Source organism: Bradyrhizobium sp. CB1015, from assembly GCF_025200925.1.
Taxonomy (GTDB): Bacteria; Pseudomonadota; Alphaproteobacteria; order Rhizobiales; family Xanthobacteraceae; genus Bradyrhizobium.
In genome coordinates, this window is record NZ_CP104174.1 from 129,244 (window position 1) to 149,650 (window position 20,407).

General features: G+C 65.2%; 19 protein-coding genes. 9 read left to right on the forward strand and 10 right to left on the reverse strand.

Annotation, left to right across the window (positions count from 1 at the left end):
• Positions 1-65 precede the first annotated feature (65 nt).
• The 6 genes from rlmH to N2604_RS00630 all read left to right on the forward strand — a co-directional run bounded on the left by rlmH (position 66) and on the right by N2604_RS00630 (position 5,858).
• Positions 66-548 (forward strand): 23S rRNA (pseudouridine(1915)-N(3))-methyltransferase RlmH, encoded by a 483-nt coding sequence (gene rlmH / locus N2604_RS00605; protein WP_260373353.1) that lies wholly within the window; start codon positions 66-68, stop codon positions 546-548.
• A gap of 32 nt (positions 549-580) precedes the next feature.
• Positions 581-1,945, forward strand: coding sequence for a murein hydrolase activator EnvC (locus N2604_RS00610; protein ID WP_260373354.1), 1,365 nt, complete (start codon positions 581-583; stop codon positions 1,943-1,945).
• Positions 1,942-3,303, forward strand: coding sequence for a S41 family peptidase (locus tag N2604_RS00615; RefSeq protein WP_260373355.1), 1,362 nt, complete (start codon positions 1,942-1,944; stop codon positions 3,301-3,303). Before N2604_RS00610 ends, N2604_RS00615 begins: the two co-directional genes overlap by 4 nt.
• Positions 3,304-3,447: 144 nt before the next feature.
• Positions 3,448-4,668: a divergent polysaccharide deacetylase family protein gene (locus N2604_RS00620; RefSeq protein ID WP_260373356.1), complete on the forward strand. Its 1,221-nt coding sequence runs from the start codon at positions 3,448-3,450 to the stop codon at positions 4,666-4,668.
• Positions 4,669-4,743: 75 nt separating this feature from the next.
• Positions 4,744-5,250, forward strand: coding sequence for an RNA pyrophosphohydrolase (locus N2604_RS00625; RefSeq protein WP_260373357.1), 507 nt, complete (start codon positions 4,744-4,746; stop codon positions 5,248-5,250).
• Positions 5,251-5,354: 104 nt separating this feature from the next.
• Positions 5,355-5,858: an RNA pyrophosphohydrolase gene (locus N2604_RS00630; RefSeq protein WP_260373358.1), complete on the forward strand. Its 504-nt coding sequence runs from the start codon at positions 5,355-5,357 to the stop codon at positions 5,856-5,858.
• Between the two features lie 154 nt (positions 5,859-6,012).
• Here the strand turns inward: N2604_RS00630 and N2604_RS00635 are convergent, their stop codons facing one another.
• The 7 genes from N2604_RS00635 to N2604_RS00665 form a co-directional block, all read right to left on the reverse strand.
• Positions 6,013-6,483, reverse strand: a complete 471-nt coding sequence (locus N2604_RS00635) for a PaaI family thioesterase (protein ID WP_260373359.1) — start codon at positions 6,481-6,483, stop codon at positions 6,013-6,015.
• A 19-nt stretch (positions 6,484-6,502) separates the two neighbouring features.
• Positions 6,503-7,075 carry a bifunctional transcriptional activator/DNA repair enzyme AdaA gene (locus tag N2604_RS00640; RefSeq protein ID WP_260373360.1) on the reverse strand — a complete coding sequence of 191 codons (573 nt, stop codon included), beginning with the start codon at positions 7,073-7,075 and terminating at the stop codon, positions 6,503-6,505.
• A 557-nt stretch (positions 7,076-7,632) separates the two neighbouring features.
• Entirely contained in the window at positions 7,633-8,040 is a 408-nt protein-coding gene (locus tag N2604_RS00645) for a F0F1 ATP synthase subunit epsilon (RefSeq protein WP_260373361.1), read from the reverse strand.
• 86 nt (positions 8,041-8,126) lie between these two features.
• Entirely contained in the window at positions 8,127-9,569 is a 1,443-nt protein-coding gene (gene atpD, locus N2604_RS00650) for a F0F1 ATP synthase subunit beta (protein ID WP_260373362.1), read from the reverse strand.
• 34 nt (positions 9,570-9,603) lie between these two features.
• Positions 9,604-10,479 carry a F0F1 ATP synthase subunit gamma gene (locus tag N2604_RS00655; protein WP_260373363.1) on the reverse strand — a complete coding sequence of 292 codons (876 nt, stop codon included), beginning with the start codon at positions 10,477-10,479 and terminating at the stop codon, positions 9,604-9,606.
• A 175-nt stretch (positions 10,480-10,654) separates the two neighbouring features.
• Positions 10,655-12,184 carry a F0F1 ATP synthase subunit alpha gene (gene atpA / locus N2604_RS00660; protein WP_260373364.1) on the reverse strand — a complete coding sequence of 510 codons (1,530 nt, stop codon included), beginning with the start codon at positions 12,182-12,184 and terminating at the stop codon, positions 10,655-10,657.
• Positions 12,184-12,744 (reverse strand): F0F1 ATP synthase subunit delta, encoded by a 561-nt coding sequence (locus tag N2604_RS00665; RefSeq protein WP_260373365.1) that lies wholly within the window; start codon positions 12,742-12,744, stop codon positions 12,184-12,186. Before N2604_RS00665 ends, atpA begins: the two co-directional genes overlap by 1 nt.
• A 657-nt stretch (positions 12,745-13,401) precedes the next feature.
• Here N2604_RS00665 and N2604_RS00670 point away from each other — a divergent pair.
• The gene (locus N2604_RS00670) at positions 13,402-13,899 is read left to right on the forward strand and encodes a septal ring lytic transglycosylase RlpA family protein (protein ID WP_260373366.1); all 498 of its coding nucleotides are present in this window, start codon (positions 13,402-13,404) and stop codon (positions 13,897-13,899) included.
• Between the two features lie 364 nt (positions 13,900-14,263).
• Here the strand turns inward: N2604_RS00670 and N2604_RS00675 are convergent, their stop codons facing one another.
• A complete protein-coding gene (locus N2604_RS00675; protein WP_260373367.1) occupies positions 14,264-16,474 on the reverse strand; it encodes a primosomal protein N' in 2,211 nt (736 codons plus the stop codon).
• 112 nt (positions 16,475-16,586) lie between these two features.
• Between N2604_RS00675 and N2604_RS00680 the strand changes: the two genes are divergently transcribed.
• Together N2604_RS00680 and N2604_RS00685 are read left to right on the forward strand one after the other, a co-directional pair.
• A complete protein-coding gene (locus N2604_RS00680; RefSeq protein WP_260373368.1) occupies positions 16,587-17,552 on the forward strand; it encodes a tyrosine recombinase XerC in 966 nt (321 codons plus the stop codon).
• A 101-nt stretch (positions 17,553-17,653) separates the two neighbouring features.
• Positions 17,654-18,241: a DUF4337 domain-containing protein gene (locus N2604_RS00685; RefSeq protein WP_260373369.1), complete on the forward strand. Its 588-nt coding sequence runs from the start codon at positions 17,654-17,656 to the stop codon at positions 18,239-18,241.
• Positions 18,242-18,433: 192 nt separating this feature from the next.
• On the opposite strand, the gene N2604_RS00690 is transcribed toward N2604_RS00685, so the two are convergent.
• Together N2604_RS00690 and lpdA are read right to left on the reverse strand one after the other, a co-directional pair.
• Entirely contained in the window at positions 18,434-18,964 is a 531-nt protein-coding gene (locus tag N2604_RS00690; protein WP_260373370.1) for a hypothetical protein, read from the reverse strand.
• A gap of 34 nt (positions 18,965-18,998) precedes the next feature.
• Entirely contained in the window at positions 18,999-20,399 is a 1,401-nt protein-coding gene (lpdA, locus tag N2604_RS00695; protein ID WP_260373371.1) for a dihydrolipoyl dehydrogenase, read from the reverse strand.
• Positions 20,400-20,407: the final 8 nt, after the last annotated feature.

A 20,407-nucleotide genomic window follows, 5' to 3' on the forward strand; every position in this document is an offset into this window, starting at 1 on the left:
GCGCGCATGCTAGCGTCGTGCGCGCGCTTGTTGCGCGCGGTCTTTTCAACGCGACTCTAAAATTCATGCGTGTTGCCGTCATTGCGGTGGGCCGGCTGAAGCAGGGCCCCGAACGGGAGCTTGCCGACCGCTATTTCGAGCGGTTCGAGGAGGCTGGCCGCAAGCTTGGATTCCGCGAGCTCGGCATCCACGAAATTCCGGAAAGCCGCGCACGCGATGCGGCGACACGGATGGCCGAAGAGGCCGCGGCGATCTCGGCGCATATTCCTGACAAGGCGATCCTGGTGGCACTGGACGAGCGCGGCCAGAATCTCGCCTCCACCGTATTCGCACGGCATCTGGCGCGCTGGCGCGACGAAGGCGCCGGACATACTATCTTCGTGATCGGAGGGGCGGACGGACTTTCGCCCGAATTGCGCCGTAAGGCCAAGCTCGCGATCTCGTTCGGCTCTGCGACCTGGCCGCACCAAATGGTCCGCGTCATGCTTCTGGAACAGCTGTATCGGGCCGCCACCATCCTGGCCGGCCATCCCTATCACCGCGCGTGATGCGCGCCACAACGAGCACCTTTGCCGACACGATGCGAGCGCCGCTCCTCAACCTGCTGCTGATCACTGGCATTGCCGGCGCAAGCCTCTTCGCCGAAGAAAGCCTCGCGCAAGCTCAGACGCCAGCGCCGCCGCAGACCGCGGCGGTCTCGCCCGACGCGATCAAGCAGCGCGAGCAGGAGCTGGAGGCCGCGCGCGCGAGGCAACGAAGCGCGGAAGAAGCGCAGGCCAAGCTGAAGGCCGAGATCACCGCGCTCGGCCAGGACCGCACCCAGCTCAATCAGCAGCTGATCGAAACCGCCGCCAATGTGCGCGCCGTGGAGACCAAGATCGACGAGGCTGAAGCGCGGCTGCGCGCGCTGAACGGCCGCGAGCAACAGATGCGCGCTTCGCTCGATTCGCGCCGCGCCGACATCGTCGAGGTGCTGGCGGCCTTGCAGCGGGCCGGCCGGCGCACGCCGCCGGCGCTGCTGGTGCGGCCCGAAGATGCGCTGCAATCGTTACGCACCGCGATGCTGCTCGGCGCCGTCGTGCCGGAATTGCGCGGCCGCGCCGAAAGGATCGCCGGCGAGCTCGGCGAGCTCGTGGCCTTGCGCAGGACCATCGCGACCGAGCGCGATCAGCTCGCCTCCGACCGCGACAAGGTCAGGAGCGACCAGACCCGGCTCACCGCCCTGATCGAGGAACGGCAGCGTCAACAGTCCGCACGCGAAAAAGACCTCGACGCCGAAAGCGCGCGCGCGATCGCGCTGTCGAAGCAGGTCGGCGATCTCCAGGGGCTGATCGCCAAGATGGAGCAGGACCTGCAAAGCGCCGCCAAGGCGGCCGAGAAGGCCGCCGAGGCCGCAAGGCAGGCCGAGGCCAACGAGGCCAAACTGGCGGCGGCAAACGCGGCCGCCAGCGCCAAACAGGGCCCGGGCGCGTTCAAGGACAAGTCCCGCACCACCCCGGCGATCGCCTTCGCCTCGGCCAGGGGTCTCCTGCCGCTTCCGGTTAACGGTAACAAGATCAGGGATTTTGGCGGTTCCGACGGGGCCGGCGGCGTCCAGAAGGGCATTTCGCTGGCGACCAAGCCCGGCGCCCAGGTCACGACGCCGTGTGATGGCTGGGTTGTGTATGCCGGCCCATTCCGCAGCTATGGACAACTCTTGATCCTCAATGCCGGGGGCGGGTATCATGTCCTGATCGCCGGAATGGAGCGCATTTCGGTCAACATCGGCCAGTTTGTGCTCACGGGGGAGCCGGTCGCGACCATGGGGTCGACCTCTCAGGTCGCCTCCATTCTCGCCACGAACGCGAGTCAACCTGTGCTGTATGTCGAGTTCCGTAAAGACGGCACTCCAATCGATCCAGGCCCATGGTGGGCCGCAAATGAAGGCGAGAAGGTTCGCGGATGATGCGCAAGACTTCAGTAATCCTCCTCAGCGCCGCCACCGGTGCGGCGCTGACGCTGTTCGTGACCCAGCCGCGCGCGGTGTTCATGGGCTCCAGCGCGCGAGCCGCCACCGCGGACACCTATCGCCAGCTCAACCTGTTCGGCGACGTCTTCGAGCGCGTGCGCTCCGACTATGTCGAGAAGCCCGACGACACCAAGCTGATCGAATCCGCCATCAGCGGCATGCTCACCGGCCTCGATCCGCATTCGAGCTACATGGACGCCAAGAGCTTCCGCGACATGCAGGTGCAGACCCGCGGCGAGTTCGGCGGCCTCGGCATCGAGGTCACGATGGAAGACGGCCTGATCAAGGTGGTCTCGCCGATCGACGACACGCCGGCCTCGCGCGCCGGCATCATGGCCAACGACATCATCACCAATCTCGACGACGAGGCGGTGCAGGGCCTGACCCTGAACCAGGCGGTCGAGAAGATGCGCGGCCCCGTCAACACCAAGATCAAGCTCAAGATCATCCGCAAGGGCCAGGACAATCCGCTCGACGTGACGCTGGTGCGCGACAACATCCGCGTCCGCTCGGTGCGAGCGCGTGTCGAGCAGGACGACATCGGCTATATCCGCATCACCACCTTCAACGAGCAGACCACCGAAGGGCTGAAGCGTGAGGTCGGTAACCTCACGAACCAGATCGGCGGCGACAAGCTCAAGGGCTTCATCATCGACCTCCGCAACAATCCGGGCGGCTTGCTCGAGGAAGCGGTCACCGTCTCGGACTCCTTCCTCGAGAAGGGCGAGATCGTCTCGACCCGCGGCCGCAATGCCGAGGAGACCCAGCGCCGCACCGCACATGCTGGCGACCTGACCAAGGGCAAGCCGGTCATCGTGCTGGTCAATGGCGGCTCGGCCTCGGCGTCGGAAATCGTCGCCGGCGCGCTGCAGGACCACAAGCGCGCGACCATCGTCGGCACGCGCTCGTTCGGCAAGGGCTCGGTGCAGACCATCATTCCGCTCGGTAGCGGCAACGGCGCGCTGCGGCTGACCACCGCGCGCTATTACACGCCGTCGGGCAAGTCGATCCAGGCCAAGGGGATCGTGCCCGACATCGAGGTGCTGCAGGACGTGCCGGACGAATTGAAGTCGCGCACCGACACCAAGGGCGAGGCTTCGCTGCGCGGCCATCTCAAGAACGACGGCGACGAGAAGACCGGCTCGCAATCCTACGTCCCGCCGGACGCCAAGGACGACAAGGCGCTCAAGCTCGCCGGCGACCTGCTCCACGGGATCAAGAACAGCGCCTCCGCCGCGCCGACCCCGGGCGGCGACACCAAGGCCACAGCCGACAAGCCGAAAGCGGCGAACTAAGTCGGCGCCACGCGCTATCTCACGAAAGGGCGGCTTCCTGAAGCCGCCCTTTTTGCTAGGAACTCCGTGGTCCCCGGCCTCTCCCGGCCTGCCGCCGCTTGACCGCGGCGTGGTATCGTCGGCACGAGTGATTCGGGATCGCGCATGACTGAGACGGCCGATGATCTGAGCGCCCCGCTCGGACAGGACAAGCCGCGCCGGAAACGCCGGCTGCGGCTGCCGTTCACCGCCATGCAGCTGCTGGCCGTCCTGCTCGGCCTGTTCCTGGTTACCTTTGCCGGCTTCGCCATCTTCAACAACGATCCGCTCGGCGGCGAGCCGATGGCCAGGCTCGCGATCCGCGCTCCCACTGCCACGGACGAGAAGCCGGCCGCATCCGGCCACGGCGCAGAGAGCAAGTCGGACGCCAAGCACGAGACCAAGGAAGCGCCGAAGCAGGCCGCCCCCGGCGAGCAGAAGACCATCACCATGATCGACGGCTCCACCGGCGCCCGCCACGACGTGGTGATCGGTAGCGGCGATGCTGCGGACAAGGGTGATGCCTCCGCCCCGCCGTTCGTCATGGCCGGGATCAACCCGAAGCTGCTGGAGAAATCACGCTACGGCATGATCCCGGTGGTTGCCGACGGGCTGAGGCCGTTCAACGTCTATGCAGCCGATGCCGACCGCGCCAAGGCCGCCAAGATGCCGGTGGTCGCGATCGTGATCGGCGGCCTCGGCGTCGGCGCCGCCAAAACCCTGGATGCCATCATGAAGCTGCCGCCGGCGGTGACGCTGGCCTTCACGCCCTACGGATCCGATCCCGGCAAGCTCGCCGAGCGGGCGCGGGCGCAGCGCCACGAGATCTTCCTTCAGATCCCGATGGAGCCCTACGATTTCCCCGACAACGATCCGGGGCCGCAGACGCTCTTGACCTCGCTCAGCCCCGACCAGAACATGGACCGCCTGTACTGGCATCTCAGCCGGATGCAGGGCTATGCCGGCCTCACCAATTTCATGGGCGCCCGCTTCATTGCGACCGAGCCGGCGATGCAGCCGATCATCCGCGAGGCGGCCAAGCGCGGCCTCGGCTTCTTCGACGACGGCTCCTCGCCGCGCAGCATTGCGCCCCAGGCGGCAGCCAACCAGGCCGTGCCGTTCGGCAAGGGCGATATCGCCATCGATGCGGTGCCGACGGGGACCGAGATCGACCGCGCCCTCAACAAGCTGGAATCGACGGCGCGCGAGCGCGGCATCGCCGTCGGCACGGCCTCCGCCCTGCCCGTCTCGATCGAGCGCGTCAGCGCCTGGACCAAGACATTGGGCGACCGAGGTATCCTTTTGGTGCCATTGACAACCGCGATGCTGAAATCAAAATCCAGCTAAATCAACGAATTGGTTCGGCACGGGTCTCGCGGGGCCGGCATGCCTTCCAAAAAAGCAGGCAAGAGGTCTGGCGGAATGGCGCGTTACGAGGATCTGCCCTACCGGACCTGTGTCGGTGTGATGCTGATCAATCCAAAGGGACTGGTGTTCATCGGCCGCCGCGCCGGCGGTATCGAGCATGTCGACGACACCCATGTCTGGCAGATGCCGCAGGGCGGGGTCGATCCCGGCGAGGACACCTGGGAAGCGGCCAAGCGCGAGCTCTACGAGGAGACCAGCGTGCGCTCGGTCGAGCGGCTCGGCGAAGTCCCGGACTGGCTCACTTACGACATTCCACGCACGGTCGCCGGGCGCGCCTGGAAGGGCCGCTACCGCGGCCAGCGCCAGAAATGGTACGCGGTGCGCTTCACCGGCAAGGACAGCGAGATCAACGTCGCGAATCCCGGCGGCGGCGGCCACAAGGCGGAATTCGTGAGCTGGCGCTGGGAGTCGATGCAGAATCTCCCCAACTTGATCATCCCGTTCAAGCGCCCGGTCTACGAGCGCGTCGTGAAGGAATTTTCCGCGCTGGCGGAGGATTGACCTCCTCCGTCATTCCGGGGCACGCGAAGCGTGAACCCGGAATCTCGAGGTTCCGGGTTCGATGCTGCGCATCGCCCCGGAACGACGACGGAGAGCGAAAATATATGACCGATCATGAAAAGCCCTACCGCCCGAACGTGGGCATCGCCCTGTTCAACGCCGACGGCCGCGTGCTGATCGGCCACCGCTTCAAGGGCGATGGTCCCGAGATCATCCTGCCGGGGCTCGACTGGCAGATGCCGCAGGGCGGTGTCGACGAGGGCGAGAACCTGCGCGATGCGGCGATGCGCGAGCTCTGGGAGGAGACCAACGTCGTCAGCGCCGAATTCCTCGGCGAGACGGATTGGTTCACCTACGAATTCCCGCCTTACGACGGACCGCAGACGCATCGCCTGGCGAAGTTTCGCGGCCAGCGCCAAAAATGGTTCGCGCTGCGCTTCACCGGCCAGGACGACGAGATCGATCCGCTGACGCCGCGCAACGGCCAGCCCGCGGAGTTCGACGCCTGGCGCTGGGAGCGCCTCGACCGTGTCGCCGACCTCGTGGTGCCGTTCCGCCGCGAGGTCTACCGCGCCGTGGCGCGAGAGTTTGCGGCCTTCGCAAACTGAAGCCGCGAAAACAACCCTATGCACAGTAGCGTGGGGATTGAAATAGTTGGAGAATTTCGTCGGAAAATTCCGGTAGGCTACCGCATGTGGCCAGTTGCGCCAGCTGAGCGCGCGCTCCCGCTCCGTCTCAAGTGGCACAATGAACGGGGGCATCTCAACTTGGAAAAATGAGACACGTCGTTGTGCCATGAGCGAGCAGTCGACCCTTGCTGTCCGTGACCCGTCCTTCAGCCGTACCGACGCGGCGTCCACAGTTTAGAACCACTCCCTCCGCCCTGATCTGGCCAGTATCCGGCGTGATTGGACGCACGAGGGAAATCTTGAACTCGAGCGTCGTCTGGCTCACGCCTTTGTCCAGCATCGACTGGATGGCCAACCCCATGCAACTATCAAGCAGCGTAGCCGTCAGGCCGCCGTGCACCGTGCCGGCTGGGTTCAGATGGGCGTAAGTCGGAATGAGTGTAACGACAACACGACCGTGCGCAGCTTCGTTCACGTCGTAGCCCAAGGTTTGTGCGATTGTGTTGAGAGGCAACACACCGCTGGCAAGGCCCTGGACAAACTCCAATCCGCTCATCGTTTTTTGTGTCTCGGCACTCACCGTCCCGAAAGTCTTGACAGACATCTTGTCTCTCCTTCTCCACTCAGCCAACGACTGGCGGCGCCTTGTTCCGGAAAGCCGATGGTGACCGGCCGTAGATCCGACTGAACGCGGCGCTCATGCGTCTTGCGCTCGAAAAGCCGGCGCGCTTAGCGACCAGAGGAATTGAAAGATCGCCTTGGTCGAGGAGACGCTTTGCACGCTGAACGCGAAGTGAAAGCGCTACTTGTAGGGGCGATGCATCGAGGTGCTCGGCGAACACGCGTCCGAGGTGACGTGTCCCTACCCCGAGGCGATCGGCCAGTGCTTCGATATTGCCCCGATCAAGCGCACCGCCTTCGATCAGCGCCAGCGCGCGCTCGACAGTCGTCTTTGTGCCCTTCCACGCTGGACAGAACGGGGCCGTCTCCGGGCGGCAGCGCAGGCAGGGTCGAAAACCCGCGTGTTCTGCGGAAGCGGCACTGGGATAAAAGTTCACATTCCGCGAGAGCGGTGTTCGTGCCGGGCAGACGGGGCGGCAATACACCCCCGTTGTCTTGACCGCCACAAACACTACCCCGTCCCACGCCGGGTCGCGCCGCCGAAATGCTTCATATTGTGCCGCGAAATCGAGCATCCGATCGCTATAGTGACCATTACTCCGGGTGGCGAGCTATTCTCGAAGATCAGGTCCGAAAACGACCGCAGCCAATGCCGCTGCTGGACCGATAGCTCGCAGAGCGCCGCGTCGCGGCTCCTTCCACGAGATTGTGCGGAGTGCCGCAGTCGACCAAGCGCCGCAACACCGGCGTCTACAGAACGTCGCTCCGCATGCAGGCAATTCCAGCGATCGCGCCACACGATTCAGAGACCATCGAACTTCATCCACGGATGATACGCCGAGCACCAGGAAGCAATGCCCGTTCGGGCCGAGCGCGATCGAACGGAATCTGGCCGCGAGCCCGAACATGTTCCCGATCCGAACCTTTGCGGCATCGCGCACGATCGGAAAATCCTTCGAGGCGAATGGCCGCTCGGTCATGGCATCGTGGCGCACCCAAGGCTGTGGCGGCATCGGCGGCTTGGCGGAACGTAGATGACGCGCAACAAAGTTTCAGCGCCCGCCACTTTCGTGACGAGCGCTGAATCTGTTCAGGAATTTCAGGCCTGAGCCCCGGAGCGGTGCCCCGGGGCTTAATGCATGGCCGTGGAGCTGAGCTGCTGCTGGATGCTCTTGAAATGGTCGAGCCGCGCGATGGCCTGATCGAGCTCGTCGCCTTCGTGCTCCTTCAGTCCCTCTTCCATTTCCGCGATCGTCTCGGCGAACTGTGCACGATCGAGCTCGTCCAGCGAGGTCGCGACGTCCGCGAGCACGGTCAGGCCCTTCTCGGAGACTTCGGCGAGGCCGCCGAGCACGATGACCTTCTCGTGCCGGCCGCCGGTGGTGACGGTGAGAATGCCCGGGCGGATCGCAGCGACGACCGGCGCGTGTCCGGCCAGCACGCCGAAATCACCCTCGACGCCTGGGATGTCGACCTGATCGACCTCACCCGAGAAGGCGAGCTTTTCCGGGGAGACGAGATCGAAGTGGAAGGTGGCCATGGGAAACCTGCGAGTAGCGAGTGGCGGATAGCGAGTGGCGGTCGGGAGCAGCTTCTATTCGCTACTCCCCATTCGCCATTCGCCTCTTAGGCGGCTTCCGCCGCCAGCTTCTTGCCCTTCTCGACGGCTTCTTCGATGGTGCCGACCATGTAGAAGGCGGCTTCCGGCAGGTGGTCGTACTTGCCTTCGACCAGGCCCTTGAAGCCCTTGATGGTGTCGGCGAGCTCGACGAACTTGCCGGGCGAACCCGTGAAGATCTCGGCGACGTGGAACGGCTGCGACAGGAAGCGCTCGATCTTGCGGGCGCGGGCCACCGTCAGCTTGTCCTCTTCCGAAAGCTCGTCCATGCCGAGAATGGCGATGATGTCCTGAAGCGACTTGTAGCGCTGCAGCACCTGCTGGACCTGACGGGCGACGGCGTAGTGCTCCTCGCCGACGACCAGCGGGGAGAGCATGCGCGAGGTCGAGTCGAGCGGGTCCACCGCCGGATAGATGCCCTTTTCCGAGATCGCGCGCGACAGCACCGTGGTGGCGTCCAAGTGCGCGAACGAGGTCGCGGGCGCCGGGTCGGTCAAGTCGTCGGCCGGCACGTAGATGGCCTGCACCGAGGTGATCGACCCCTTCTGCGTGGTGGTGATGCGCTCCTGCAGCGCGCCCATGTCGGTCGCGAGCGTCGGCTGATAACCCACCGCCGAAGGAATACGGCCGAGCAGCGCCGACACTTCCGAACCCGCTTGCGTGAAGCGGAAGATGTTGTCGACGAAGAACAGCACGTCCTGGCCCTGGTCGCGGAAGTGCTCGGCGACGGTCAGACCGGTCAGGCCGACGCGGGCGCGGGCGCCCGGCGGCTCGTTCATCTGACCGAACACCAGCGCGCACTTCGACTTCACGCTCGGATCTGGATTGTGCGGATCGGCGTTGACCTTGGACTCGATGAACTCGTGATAGAGGTCGTTGCCCTCGCGGGTACGCTCGCCGACGCCGGCGAACACGGAGTAACCGCCGTGCGCCTTGGCGACGTTGTTGATCAGCTCCTGAATCAGCACGGTCTTGCCGACGCCGGCGCCGCCGAACAGGCCGATCTTGCCGCCCTTCGCATACGGAGCGAGCAGATCGACGACCTTGATGCCGGTGACGAGAATTTCGGCTTCGGTCGACTGGTCGGTATAGGTCGGCGCTTCCTGGTGGATGGCGCGGGTGCCTTCCGACTTGATCGGGCCGGCCTCGTCGATCGGCTCGCCGATGACGTTCATGATGCGGCCCAGCGTACCGTCACCCACGGGAACCGAAATCGGCTGACCGGTGTCGGTCACTTCCTGGCCGCGCACCAGACCTTCGGTGGCGTCCATCGCGATGGTGCGGACGGTCGACTCACCGAGATGCTGCGCGACTTCCAGCACCAGGCGGTTGTTGCCGTTCTTGGTCTCCAGCGAGTTGAGAATGGCCGGGAGGTGGCCTTGGAACTGCACGTCGACGACGGCGCCCATGACCTGGGTAACGCGACCGATCTGTGTGGCTGCTGTAGCCATTTACTGTCTCCTTCGATCCGAATTTCGTGTCCGGTCAGACTGCTTCTGCACCGGAGATGATTTCGATGAGTTCCTTGGTGATCTGCGCCTGACGCGTACGGTTGTAGACCAGCGTCTGCTTGCGGATCATTTCGCCGGCGTTGCGGGTGGCGTTGTCCATCGCCGACATCTGCGCGCCGTAGAACGAAGCGTTGTTCTCGAGCAGGGCGCGGAAGATCTGCACCGCGAGATTACGCGGCAACAGGCGCGTGAGGATCTCGTCCTCCTCCGGCTCATATTCGTAAGAGGTCGCGCTGCCGTTCGCAGCGCCTTCCTCGACAACCAGCGGAATGATCTGCTGAGCGGTCGGGACCTGTGCGATCACCGACTTGAATTGCGAATAGAACAGCGTGCAGACGTCGAACTCGCCGTTGTCGAACCGGGCCAGCACTTTCTTGGCGATGTCCTCGGCGTTGACGAAGCCGAGCTGGCGCACGCTGCGCAGGTCGAGATGCTCGACGATCTGCTTGTCGAACTGGCGGCGGAGCTGCTCGTAACCCTTGCGGCCGACGCAGAAGAATTTCACTTCCTTGCCCTGCGCGATCAGCGCCAGGGCGCGCTCGCGGGCGAGACGCACGATCGAGGAGTTGAAGGCGCCGGACAGGCCGCGCTCGCCGGTGCAGACCAGCAGCAGGTGAACCTGATCGCGGCCGGTCCCGGCCAGCAATGCCGGCGCGCCGGGCGAGCCTGCAGCGGCGCTGGCGATGTTGGAGATCACCGCGCTCATCTTGTCGGCATAGGGACGCGCGGCTTCCGCCGCGGTCTGCGCGCGGCGCAGCTTCGAGGCCGCGACCATCTGCATGGCCTTGGTGATCTTTTGCGTCGCCTTGGTGGAGGCGATGCGGACGCGCATGTCTTTAAGTGACGCCATTCTTCGTCCCCGACGGTTCGATCCTTGCGATCAAGCCGCTAGCCTATCCCAGTCGTCATGCCCGGGCTTGTCCCGGGCATCCACGTGCCGCCTTACACGCCGAGAGACGTGGATGGCCGGGACTTCAGTTGCGAAGACGCGCTTCGCGCTTCAGCCCGGCCATGACGGTTCCTTGTTAAGCGAAGCTCTTCGCGAAGCCTTCGACCACCGACTTCAGCTTGCCGGCACTGTCGTCGGAGAGATCGCGGCTGTCGCGGATCGCGTTGAGGATGTCGGCGTGCTTGCCGCGCAGCAGCGAGAGCAGGCCGTCCTCGAACGCGCGCACCTTGTTGAGCGGGAGCGGATCGAGATAGCCGTTGGTGCCGGCCCAGATCACGCAAACCTGCTCTTCCATCTTCAGCGGCGAGAACTGCGGCTGCTTCAGGAGCTCGGTGAGGCGCGAGCCGCGGTTGAGCAGGCGCTGGGTCGAGGCGTCGAGGTCGGAGCCGAACTGCGCGAACGCCGCCATTTCGCGGTACTGCGCGAGCTCACCCTTGATCTTGCCGGCGACCTTCTTGGTGGCCTTGGTCTGCGCGGACGAACCCACGCGCGACACCGACAGACCGACGTTCACCGCGGGACGGATGCCTTGGAAGAACAGGTCGGTTTCCAGGAAGATCTGGCCGTCGGTGATCGAGATGACGTTGGTCGGGATGTAGGCCGACACGTCGTTGGCCTGGGTTTCGATCACAGGCAGCGCCGTCAGCGAGCCCGAGCCCTGGTCCTTGTTCAGCTTCGCCGCGCGCTCGAGCAGGCGAGAGTGCAGATAGAACACGTCGCCCGGATAGGCTTCGCGGCCCGGCGGGCGGCGCAGCAGCAGCGACATCTGGCGGTAGGCGACGGCCTGCTTGGACAGGTCGTCATAGATGATGACCGCGTGCATGCCGTTGTCGCGGAAATACTCGCCCATGGTGCAGCCGGTGAAGGGAGCGATGTACTGCATCGGCGCCGGATCGGAGGCGGTGGCGGCGACGACGATCGAATATTCGAGCGCGCCCTGCTCTTCCAGCACCTTCACGAACTGCGCGACGGTCGAACGCTTCTGGCCGACCGCGACGTAGACGCAGTACAGCTTGATGTTCTCGTCCGGCTGCGCGTTGAGCGGCTTCTGGTTCAGGATGGTGTCGAGCGCGATCGCGGTCTTGCCGGTCTGGCGGTCGCCGATGATCAGCTCGCGCTGGCCGCGTCCGATCGGGATCAGGGCGTCGATGGCCTTGAGGCCGGTCGCCATCGGCTCGCTCACCGACTTGCGCGGAATGATGCCAGGCGCCTTGACGTCGACGCGCATGCGCTTGTCGGCCTGGATCGGGCCCTTGCCGTCGATGGGATTGCCGAGCGCGTCGACGACGCGGCCGAGCAGGCCCTTGCCGACCGGCGCGTCCACGATGGCGCGGGTGCGCTTGACGGTCTGGCCTTCCTTGATCTCGCGGTCGGCACCGAAAATAACGACACCGACGTTGTCGGTCTCGAGGTTCAGCGCCATGCCGCGGGTGCCGTTCTCGAACTCGACCATTTCACCGGCCTGGACGTTGTCCAGACCGTAAACGCGGGCGATACCGTCGCCGACGGACAGCACCTGTCCGACTTCGGAGACTTCAGCTTCCTGGCCGAAATTCTTGATCTGGTCCTTGAGGATCGCGGAAATTTCCGCGGCGCGGATGTCCATCAGCCTGCCTCTTTCATCGCGTGCTTGATCGAATTGAGTTTGGTGCGAAGCGAACCATCCACCATGCGGCTGCCCAGCTTGACGACGAGGCCACCGATGATCGAGGGATCGACCTTCACGTTCAGCGCGACATCCTTGCCGGTCACCGATTTCAGGGCGACCTTGAGGGCATCGAGATTCTTGTCCGAGAGCGCTTCCGCCACGGTGACGTCGGCCGTCGTCTCGCCCTTGAACCTGGCGACGAGCGCGCGGTAGGCGCGGATGACGTCGGCCACCGCGAACAGGCGGCGGTTGGCCGTCAGCACTTTCAGGAAGTTGGCGGCGATGCCGGCGATGCCGGCCTTGTCCAGCACGGCCGAGAGGGCCTTGGACTGGGCGTCGGCCGCGAACACCGGGCTGCGGACCAGGCGCTTCAGATCGGCGCTCTCGTTCAGCAAGGCATCGAATTTGTCGAGATCGGCTTTGACCGCGTCGACCACGTTCTGGTCGCGGGCCAGTTCAAACAAGGCCGTTGCATAACGGCCGGACACACCTGAAACGGACGTATCTTCTGCAGCCACAGACGCGCTCTTTTTGCTGTCAAACTCGCAAGGGAAAAACCGTCGCCACGAAGCGGCGCCTAGCGATCCAAGCCCTTGGAATTCAAGCGGGACTTCGATTTTCGACCAGCACGGGAGGTGCCGGGCTCGTTAAAATCGCGGCTTTGCTAACATAGCAGGCGCGCAGGTGCAACATGACGCCAAATTAAAGGCATGAGGTTCTGTCGCCAGTTCGTCGCAGCCTCGCAACACATCGCGCACGGAGGGGCGGCCGAGGCGGCGACCTGCCACTTCACGGAAATTGGCGCCGGCCCTGCCGCGGCACCCTTCACTGGTTCCTGCCCCCAGCGCATAGCGGCCATGAACACGGATCGCTGAGGCGTGAATCCGTCCCCGCTAGTTCCACGCGCCGAATACTTATCGAATTCTAAACGCTCGCAGCGATGACTTCGCTTTACAGTATTCGCGAGTAATCAATAGGTTAATAAATCGTTAATGCCGAAGATTACGGAACATCGGCCGAATATCGCGCGACGGTAACAAGATATTTCATGTCGACACATACCGGATTTACTGCCCAATTCACGCCTCATTAGGAATCGAAACGCCAACCCGCTCACAAACTGATGGGGGCTCCACTTGCCACAAATGTGGCAATACTAGCTTAGGGACCATTAAATGCTGTCTTTGAAGACGCTGGGCTTTGTGACCCGGCCGCGCACGGCGATTGCTTTCGTCGCCGCAACTCTGATCGTCGGTGGAACTGCCACCGAGGCTTCGGCCAAATCCCGGCATCACCGGCATCACCACCGCCACCACACCCAGACCGAGGCCAACGCGACCTCCGATTGGCGCAATGCCAATGCGTCGATGACGCCGACCTCCGGCACGGGCCACAGCTTCTCCGGCATGGCCTCCTATTACGGCAACGAGTCCGGCAGCCGGACCGCCTCGGGCCAGCGCTTCAACCAGAACGCCATGACCGCGGCGCACCGTTCGCTGCCGTTCGGCACCAGGCTGCGCGTCACCCACCGCGGCCAGAGCGTGGTCGTCACCATCAACGACCGCGGCCCGTTCATTCGCGGCCGTGTCCTCGACCTCTCCACGGGTGCAGCCCGCGCCATCGGCCTCACCGGTGCCGGCGTCGGCCGCGTCACCGCGGAAGTCGTCTCCTAAGGCGCGACGAGCGCCCGAGCGAACGCGCAGTTTTCATCAGTTTTCTGCGCACGAGAAACAAGCCCGCGGTCTTGGGGGACCGCGGGCTTTTCTTGTGGTCGTAGCCCGGATGGAGCGGCAGCGAAATCCGGGTCCGCGCGCTACGGATCGGCTTGTCCCGGATTGCGCTGCGCTCCATCCGGGCTACAGGCTTTTTGTTGGCCGTCACCGCCCTCGTGTCCCGGACAAGCTCCAACGCGCGAGCGTTGCGGCGCAGAGCCGGGACCCAGGAGCTATGAGTTCCTTCGCGAGATGGGCCCCGGCTCTGCAGCGCAGCGCTAAAGGGCGCTGCACTGCGTCCGGGGCACGAGAGGGGAGAGCGTCGTTATAAAAAGCTCTGCGGATCGACGTCGACTTCGAGCTTGAGATTGCCTGTCGGCTTCGGGCAGACCGCGAGCCAGTTGCGTAAATAGTCCGAGAGATCGAAACCGCGCGCCGATTTCACCAGGATGCGGAAGCGGTAGCGGCCCTTGATGACGGCGAGCGGCGCTTCGGCGGGGCCGAGCACCACGACGCGCTCGTCGCGCGGCGCGAGCGCGACGAGCTTGCGGCCAAAGCCTTCGGCGCCCGGGCGGTCGCCGGCGGAGATGATCAGGCTGGCGAGCCGGCCGAACGGCGGATAGAGCGTCTTCTCGCGCAGCTCGATCTCGCTGTCGTAGAAGGCCTCGCGGTCGCAGGCGATCAAGGCCCGCATCACGGGATGATCGGGCTGGTGGGTCTGGAGATAGCCGACGCCGCGGCCCTGCTCGCGGCCGGCGCGGCCGATCACCTGGTTGAGCAATTGCCAGGTGCGCTCGGCCGCACGCGGGTCGCCGTTGGAGAGGCCAAGATCGGCATCGACCACGCCGACCAGATTGAGCCGCGGGAAGTTGTGACCTTTGGCCACGAGCTGCGTGCCGATGATGATGTCGACGCGGCCCTCCGCGATCTCGGCGAGCTCGCTTCGCATCGTCTCGATCGAGGTGATGAGATCGCTCGACAGCACCATGGTGCGGGCTTGCGGGAACAGCGCCGCCGCCTCCTCCTGCAGGCGCTCGACGCCGGGGCCGACCGCGACCAGCGATTCCTCGGCCGAGCAGTTCGGGCAGATGTGCGGGCGCGGCATCGAGAAGCCGCAATGGTGGCAGACCAGGCGCTGGCGAAAGCGGTGATCGACCAGCCAGGCGTCGCAGATGGTGCAGGCGAAGCGATGGCCGCAGGCACGGCACAAGGTCAGCGGCGCATAGCCGCGGCGGTTGAGGAACAACAGCGCCTGCTCGCGTCGCTCGATCGCGATCCTGATCTCGCCGGCAAGCCGCGGCGAGATGAAGCGGCCGCGCGCGGGCGGCTCGCGGCGCAGGTCGATGGCCTCGATATGCGGCATGTGCTGGCCGCCGAAGCGCGAGGGCAGCGCGATGCGCTGATAGCGGTTCTTGCGCGCATTGACCTCGGACTCCACCGACGGCGTCGCGGAGGCCAGCACGACCGGAATCTTGGCGATATGCCCGCGCACCACCGCCATGTCGCGGGCGTGGTAATGCACGCCGTCGTCCTGCTTGTAGGCCTGGTCGTGCTCTTCATCGACGACGATGAGGCCGAGATTGGCATAGGGCAGAAACAGCGCCGAGCGCGCGCCGACCACGACCGGCGCCGAACCTTCGGAGATCGCGGCCCAATTGCGCGCGCGGGTGCGCGGGGTCAGCTCGGAATGCCATTCGATCGGCCGCACGCCAAAGCGCTGCGCGAAACGGTCGAGGAACTGGCCGGTGAGCGCGATCTCCGGCATCAGGATCAGCGCCTGCTTGCCGCGACGGATCACCTCGGCGACGGCCTCGAAATAGACCTCGGTCTTGCCCGAGCCGGTGACGCCGTCGAGCAGCGCGACGTGGAAGGTGCCGTTGGCCGCGAGCGCGCGCATCGCATCCACACCGGCACGCTGCAGCGGCGAAAAATCCGGCCGGCCGAATTCCGGATCGGGCGCCGGCGGCGGAGGCGGCGGCGGCATCGGCTCCACCGTGAGCGTGCCTTCATCGACGAGGCCGTCGATCACGCCCGAGGAGACGCCGGCCTCCTTGGCCGCCTCGGACTTGCCGTGCAGCAGCCGGTCCGACAGCACCGCGATCACGCGCTGGCGCGCCGGCGTCAGACGCTTCGGAGGCTCGCCGGTCAGGCGCACGCCGGCGCGCACCCGCTCCGGGCCGAGAGTCTCGCCCATGCGCAGGCACATGCGCAGCACCATGCCGCGCGGGCTCAGCGTGTAATTGGCGACCCAGTCGACCACCGAGCGCAGCTCGGGCTTGAGCGGCGGGATGTCGAGCTTCTCGCTGACCTCCTTGAGGCGGTTATGCAGGCGCGGATCGGGATTGGCGTTCTCGCCCCAGACCACGGCCAGCACCTCGCGCGGACCGAGCGGCACACCGACGAGATCGCCCGCCTTCAGCTCCATGCCGCGCGGCACCTTGTAGGAATAGGTCTGGTCGAGCGCGACGGGCACCAGCACGTCGACCATGCGGGTCGCGGTGGCGGGGGCGGTGTTGTTGCGCGGCGATTGGTCCATGAGCCGGGAATCGGAACCTTGAGGCGTTGAGGCTAGCGCCGCGCGGCGGCCTTAGCGAACGATAAACCAGTGTGATGCGATATACTGTGCGGAATCACCACGTCCAGAGCGCATGAGCAAAGCGGCCGCCCCACAAATCGAGCTCGCCAGCGCCGATCCCTCGATCGCGCAGGAGATGGCGCGCTGGCTGGCGCATCTCGGCGCCGAGCGGCGACTGTCGCCGAAGACGCTGGAGGCCTATGGCCGCGACTTGCGGCAATGCCTGGACTTCCTCAGCAATCATTGGGGCGAGCGCGTCACGCTCAAGCGCTTCGCCGCGCTGGAGGCGACCGACGTGCGCGCCTTCATGGCGATGCGCCGGGCCGACGACATTGCCGGCCGCAGCCTGATGCGCGCGCTGGCGGGCCTGCGCTCGTTCGGACGTTTTCTGGAGCGCGAGGGCAAAGGCAAGGTCGGCGCGTTGTCGGCGATCCGCGCGCCGAAGGTGGCGAAGAGCTTGCCGAAGCCGCTGCCGATGGCATCGGCCAAACGTCTTGCCGATGCCGACGAGCGCGCCGGCGAGGAACGCGAGACGTGGATCCTGGCCCGCGATGCCGCGGTGATGGCCCTGCTCTACGGCTCGGGCCTGCGCATCTCCGAAGCGCTCTCCCTGAAGCGCCGCGAGGTGCCGCGTCCCGGCGAGGGCGACGTGCTGGTCGTCACCGGCAAGGGCAACAAGACCCGCATGGTGCCGGTGCTGCAAAACGTGCTTGCGCTGATTCAAGAGTACGTCGCGATCTGTCCCTATCCGCTGCCGGCGGAGGGGCCGATCTTCGTCGGCGCACGCGGCGGCCCCTTGAGCCCGCGCATCATCCAGCTTGCGATGGAGCGGCTGCGCGGCGCGCTTGGGCTGCCCGACAGCGCCACGCCGCACGCGCTCCGGCATTCCTTCGCCACGCATCTGCTCTCGCGCGGCGGCGATCTGCGCGCCATCCAGGAATTGCTCGGCCATTCCTCGCTGTCGACGACGCAGGTCTATACCGGCATCGATTCCGAGCGGCTGCTCGAGGTCTATGCGAGCGCGCATCCACGGCGCTGAATTGCCGCTGAATTCTGACATGAAGCTGTCATAGCGGTCAGGCCTCTTGCGCAGGCCGCGCGGTTCGGTCAATCGTTGCGGCACCGAAGCGGAGTGGAATCATGAGCGCACATGAAAGCATGGAGCATGCCGAGCACGCCGAACACGCGTCCGGCTCGAACAAGAAGATCGCCCTTCTGATCGCCGTGCTGGCGCTGTTCCTTGCGATTTCCGAGACGCTCGGCAAGGGCGCTCAGACCGAATCGATCAGCAAGAACGTCGAAGCCGCCAATCTCTGGGCGTTCTTCCAGGCCAAGAGCATCCGCCGCACGGTGGTGGTGACCGCGGCGGAGCAGGGCAAGCTGACACTGGCCGCCACGGCCGAGGCGCAGAAGCCCGCCGTGCAGAAGCAGATCGACGACTGGACCAAGACCGCGCAGCGCTACCGCTCCGAGCCGGAGACCGGCGAAGGCACCGAGCAGCTTGCGGAGAAGGCCAAGCATGCCGAGCACGATCGGGACGAGGCGACCGCGAAGTACCACCATTTCGAGCTGGCCTCGGCCGCCTTCCAGATCGGCATCGTGCTGGCCTCGGCCACCATCATCACCGGCATGCTGGCGCTCGCCTATGTCAGCGGCGTGCTGACGATCGCCGGCCTGATCATGACCGCGCTCGGCCTGTGGTGGCCGCATCTGTTGCATTTGCATTAGTCGGTGCAACAACGTCTCACTTACTCCGTCATCCTGAGGCGCGAGGCTCGCGATGCAACGCATCGCGCGCGGAGCCTCGAAGGATGAACGGCCGAGCTGCAGCCGCGCGGATAGAGCCGGGCCGTCGCCCTTCGAGGGCCGCTGAAGAAGCGGCCGCCTCAGGGTGACGGTGTGAGATGATTGTGCCGGCACTCACCGCGCCTGATGCACGCTCTTCCTGAAGCGCTGGATCAGACGCAACGTGCGTGACGACCAGCCCTCGCCGTCGCCGGCGATCAATTCGCGGATGCGGCGCTTGATCGGGTCGACCAGCGCGGCGGCCTTGGCGCGGACCTTCAGCACCAGAGCGTAGATCCGCTCGAACCAGCGCATCTCCAGAAGCTTGTCGCGCGTGACGTCGAACACGAAGGCGGTGACGCCGACGCCGACGAGCTTTGCGAACACGATCGTGAAGACGGCGCTGGTCCAGTATTCGTGCGCGAGCAGCCACAGGCCGACCAGCTTGAGCGGAAACAGCGGAATGACGGGGACCGCGAACACGATCAGCGTCATGGCCGGCGACAGCGCATCGACGCGCTCCGTCAGCCATTGCTTGAAGCGCGCAAGCGGGATGGCCGCGACGACCTTGGCAACGATCGGCTCGAGATGGTCCCACAGCCAGGCTTCGATCAGAAAGACGATCGCAAGCAGGACCCAGAGCGGTTGAAGAAGGCGGCGCAGCATGTGTTTCCCGCCCGGTTCGGCGCTGGGCGCTTCGCTACATATGGATGGCCCGCTTGCCGACCGCAAGCGCGGCTTCCTTGACGGCCTCCGAGCGGGTCGGATGGGCGTGGCAGGTGCGCGCGAGATCTTCCGCACTGCCGCCAAATTCCATGAGAACACACGCTTCATGGATCATTTCGCCGGCTTCGCGGCCGATAATGTGCACGCCGAGCACGCGATCGGTCTTCGCATCTGCGAGAATCTTCACAAAGCCGTCGGTGGTCTGGTTGACCTTGGAGCGGCCGTTGGCGGTGAACGGAAATTTCCCGACGGTATAAGCCACACCCGCCTGCTTCAGTTCCTCCTCGGTCTTGCCGACGGAGGACACTTCCGGCGTGGTATACACGACGCCGGGGATCACATCGTAATTCACGTGGCCGGCCTGGCCGGCGATGATCTCGGCGACCGCAACGCCTTCATCCTCCGCCTTGTGCGCGAGCATGGGTCCAGCGACGACGTCGCCGATGGCATAGACGCCCTTCAGGCTGGTGGCGAAATGCGGATCGATCTGCACCCGGCCGCGCGCATCGAGCGCGACGCCGGCTTCCTTGAGGCCGAGGCCGTCGGTGTAGGGCACGCGGCCGATGCAGACCAGAACGACGTCGGCTTCGATGGTCTCGGCGGCACCGCCGGAAGCCGGTTCGATTTTCGCGAGCAATGCCTTGCTGTTCACCTCGACGCCGGTCACCTTCGAGCCCAGCTTGAATGCAAATCCCTGCTTTTCAAGGATGCGCTGGAATTGCTTGGCGATCTCGCCGTCCATGCCGGGCAGGATGCGGTCGAGGAATTCAACCACCATGACTTCGGATCCGAGCCGGCGCCACACAGAGCCGAGTTCGAGCCCGATCACGCCGGCGCCAATGACCAGCAATCTGCCTGGCACCTTCTCCAGCGACAGCGCGCCGGTCGAGGACACGATGCGCTTCTCGTCGATCTCGATGCCCTTGAGACGCGCGATGTCGGAGCCGGTGGCGATCACGATGTTCTTGGTCTCGACCACCTGCGACTTGCCGTCGGCGGAGACCTCGACCTTGCCGGCGCCCAAGATCTTGCCGGTGCCCTTGAGCACGTCGATCTTGTTCTTCTTCATCAGGAACTCGACGCCCTTGACGTTGCCGTCGATGCCCTGCTGCTTGAAGTTCATCATCGCGGGCAGATCGAGCTTCGGCGCGGAAACGCTGACGCCCATCTTGGCGAAGGAATGGCCGGCTTCCTCGAACATCTCGGAGGCATGCAGCAGCGCCTTCGACGGCATGCAGCCGACATTGAGGCAGGTGCCGCCGAGGGTTGCGTTCTTTTCGACCACGGCGACTTTCATGCCGAGCTGGCTGGCGCGCACCGCGCAGACATAACCGCCCGGTCCGGTGCCGATGACGACGAGATCGTAGGTAGCCATGAGAGAAA

Excerpts from the sequence above, each read along its gene's own strand:
- N2604_RS00620 (WP_260373356.1), top strand. The coding sequence starts at position 3,448 with ATGACTGAGACGGCCGATGATCTGAGCGCCCCGCTCGGACAGGACAAG.
- N2604_RS00635 (WP_260373359.1), bottom strand. The coding sequence starts at position 6,483 with ATGTCTGTCAAGACTTTCGGGACGGTGAGTGCCGAGACACAAAAAACG.
- N2604_RS00670 (WP_260373366.1), top strand. The coding sequence starts at position 13,402 with ATGCTGTCTTTGAAGACGCTGGGCTTTGTGACCCGGCCGCGCACGGCG.
- N2604_RS00615 (WP_260373355.1), top strand. The coding sequence starts at position 1,942 with ATGATGCGCAAGACTTCAGTAATCCTCCTCAGCGCCGCCACCGGTGCG.
- lpdA (WP_260373371.1), bottom strand. The coding sequence starts at position 20,399 with ATGGCTACCTACGATCTCGTCGTCATCGGCACCGGACCGGGCGGTTAT.
- N2604_RS00655 (WP_260373363.1), bottom strand. The coding sequence starts at position 10,479 with ATGGCGTCACTTAAAGACATGCGCGTCCGCATCGCCTCCACCAAGGCG.
- N2604_RS00630 (WP_260373358.1), top strand. The coding sequence starts at position 5,355 with ATGACCGATCATGAAAAGCCCTACCGCCCGAACGTGGGCATCGCCCTG.
- rlmH (WP_260373353.1), top strand. The coding sequence starts at position 66 with ATGCGTGTTGCCGTCATTGCGGTGGGCCGGCTGAAGCAGGGCCCCGAA.
- atpD (WP_260373362.1), bottom strand. The coding sequence starts at position 9,569 with ATGGCTACAGCAGCCACACAGATCGGTCGCGTTACCCAGGTCATGGGC.
- N2604_RS00675 (WP_260373367.1), bottom strand. The coding sequence starts at position 16,474 with ATGGACCAATCGCCGCGCAACAACACCGCCCCCGCCACCGCGACCCGC.
- N2604_RS00685 (WP_260373369.1), top strand. The coding sequence starts at position 17,654 with ATGAGCGCACATGAAAGCATGGAGCATGCCGAGCACGCCGAACACGCG.
- N2604_RS00625 (WP_260373357.1), top strand. The coding sequence starts at position 4,744 with ATGGCGCGTTACGAGGATCTGCCCTACCGGACCTGTGTCGGTGTGATG.
- N2604_RS00690 (WP_260373370.1), bottom strand. The coding sequence starts at position 18,964 with ATGCTGCGCCGCCTTCTTCAACCGCTCTGGGTCCTGCTTGCGATCGTC.
- atpA (WP_260373364.1), bottom strand. The coding sequence starts at position 12,184 with ATGGACATCCGCGCCGCGGAAATTTCCGCGATCCTCAAGGACCAGATC.
- N2604_RS00640 (WP_260373360.1), bottom strand. The coding sequence starts at position 7,075 with ATGCTCGATTTCGCGGCACAATATGAAGCATTTCGGCGGCGCGACCCG.
- N2604_RS00645 (WP_260373361.1), bottom strand. The coding sequence starts at position 8,040 with ATGGCCACCTTCCACTTCGATCTCGTCTCCCCGGAAAAGCTCGCCTTC.
- N2604_RS00610 (WP_260373354.1), top strand. The coding sequence starts at position 581 with ATGCGAGCGCCGCTCCTCAACCTGCTGCTGATCACTGGCATTGCCGGC.
- N2604_RS00680 (WP_260373368.1), top strand. The coding sequence starts at position 16,587 with ATGAGCAAAGCGGCCGCCCCACAAATCGAGCTCGCCAGCGCCGATCCC.